This is a genomic window from Perlabentimonas gracilis (assembly GCF_011174675.1).
GTDB classification, from domain to species: Bacteria; Bacteroidota; Bacteroidia; order Bacteroidales; family Tenuifilaceae; genus Perlabentimonas; species Perlabentimonas gracilis.
The window spans coordinates 1-1,709 of sequence record NZ_JAANIG010000095.1; the positions used below are offsets into that span (position 1 = coordinate 1).

2 protein-coding genes are annotated in these 1,709 nt (G+C 35.6%); both read left to right on the forward strand.

Annotation, left to right across the window (positions count from 1 at the left end; translation table 11 throughout):
- Positions 1–182 precede the first annotated feature (182 nt).
- Positions 183–539, forward strand: a complete 357-nt coding sequence (locus G8O23_RS17215) for a type II toxin-antitoxin system RelE/ParE family toxin (protein ID WP_166367153.1) — start codon at positions 183–185, stop codon at positions 537–539.
- Complete coding sequence (locus G8O23_RS17220; RefSeq protein ID WP_166367155.1) at positions 520–831, forward strand: helix-turn-helix domain-containing protein; 312 nt, start codon at positions 520–522, stop codon at positions 829–831. The genes G8O23_RS17215 and G8O23_RS17220 overlap by 20 nt, the downstream gene beginning before the upstream one ends.
- Positions 832–1,709 lie beyond the last annotated feature (878 nt).

The following is a 1,709-nucleotide window of genomic DNA, read 5'->3' on the forward strand; positions in this document are numbered from 1 at the left end:
CTAGATATTCGGGGCAATTGGGCTCGCAACATTATTCTTAGCGGGGGATAAATCCGCTGGCGCCGCACTCCCCCACTGGGCACACCCCCAGCCGTTAGCGCAAATGCCTAGACGAAAAATTGCCTTCAAAAAAAATTCACGAAAAATTTGGATATAGTTATCTGATTAGGTAACTTTGTGAGATGAAAAAGGATGAATTCGTTAGAAATATTTTCTACTACAAGAATTACTATCTGGACTTCTTTAACAAGCTGAAGCCAGAAGTAAAGACAAAGTTTAACTGGACTTTGAAATTAATTGCAACTATAGACAGAGTTCCAGAAAAATATTTTAGCCACATAACGAATTCAACTGGAATCTATGAAATTAGAGTAGAAGTTCAAAGCAATATTTTTAGAGCGTTCAGCTTCTTTGATAAAGGGAAATTGGTCGTTGTGGTGAATGGATTTCAAAAGAAATCGCAGAAAACACCAAAGAAGGAGATTGAATTGGCAGAGAAACTTAAAAAACAGTACTTCGATGAAAAAGAACGAGAATAAAAACCTGAAATCCTTCACTGAACATCTTGATGAACAGTACGGAATTCGTGGGAATGAAGAGAGAGAAAAATTTGAAGAAGGTTTTGAAGCCTTTAAACTTGGTGTTATGCTTCAAGAACTTCGCAAGGAAATTGGAATGACCCAAGAACAACTTGCCGAAAAATGTGGTACGACCAAGAATTATATATCACGGATTGAAAATAATGCGTCCGATATTAGATTATCGACATTAATGAGAATTTTCCGTGAAGGTTTTGGAAGGCATCTTAGATTAAGTGTTGACTTAACCTAAAAGGCACTATGCGCTAACAAAGGGTGCAAAAAATGCTGGTTTCATGCCGATTAGCAAGCTAATCTCCTCTTGCGAGACTTCGTCTCGGGGGATTAGGACGCTGTCCCAATCCCAGCACTTTTCACACCCCCAGCCGTTGTATGCAAGTGTTAAACCCCAAAACGACACGTCCTTACGAACAATAATTAATCAAGAAAAAAAAGACAGATAGCAGAAATTATCCTGAAGAAAAGGGATTTAGATAGTTAGGAAGAAATTTTGTTTTTCTCCCCCCCTCACAAAGACAAGAGACAGTGGTATTAGCAAGGCAACCCCACCGCACAAACAGCACATCCCGCAAAACGCACAGGCAAACGCACAAATCCTATTTTGCGGGAAGAGCTGTTTAATTCCAGCGCAGCCTAGAAAATCGATTACATTTACTCTTCATTGGAATGTTTGACATAATTTAACTTGCAACAATAAGTCATACCATACACTTGATAGAAAATAGAAATATAATTGAATTACATCTTTTGTTAAAATAGATAAATCTGCCAAAAATTATGCGTAATTAAACTTATTTATGTATATTTATCATCTATATTCTGTGTATTAATAGAGTTAAATAAAATGATAAAATTAATCGAAAGGTATTTTAGAATAAGCAATTGGGTAGTTTTGATAGTATTAGTAGCTTTATACGCTGCTGCTTTAACTATAGAATTTAATTATGTGTTTACCGATGATTTCTATATCTCATCACTTGAAGGGAAACGCAATTTTGAGAGCATAAATAGTTTTATATGATTATCCGCTAATGTGCCTAAATTATTATATTTGTACAAAATATATTGAAAATGAATTTTATAGATTTTGTAAAGCAGCATCCTGATGAG

Coding starts and splice junctions, on each gene's coding strand:
- G8O23_RS17215 (WP_166367153.1), top strand. CDS start 183: ATGAAAAAGGATGAATTCGTTAGAAATATTTTCTACTACAAGAATTAC.
- G8O23_RS17220 (WP_166367155.1), top strand. CDS start 520: ATGAAAAAGAACGAGAATAAAAACCTGAAATCCTTCACTGAACATCTT.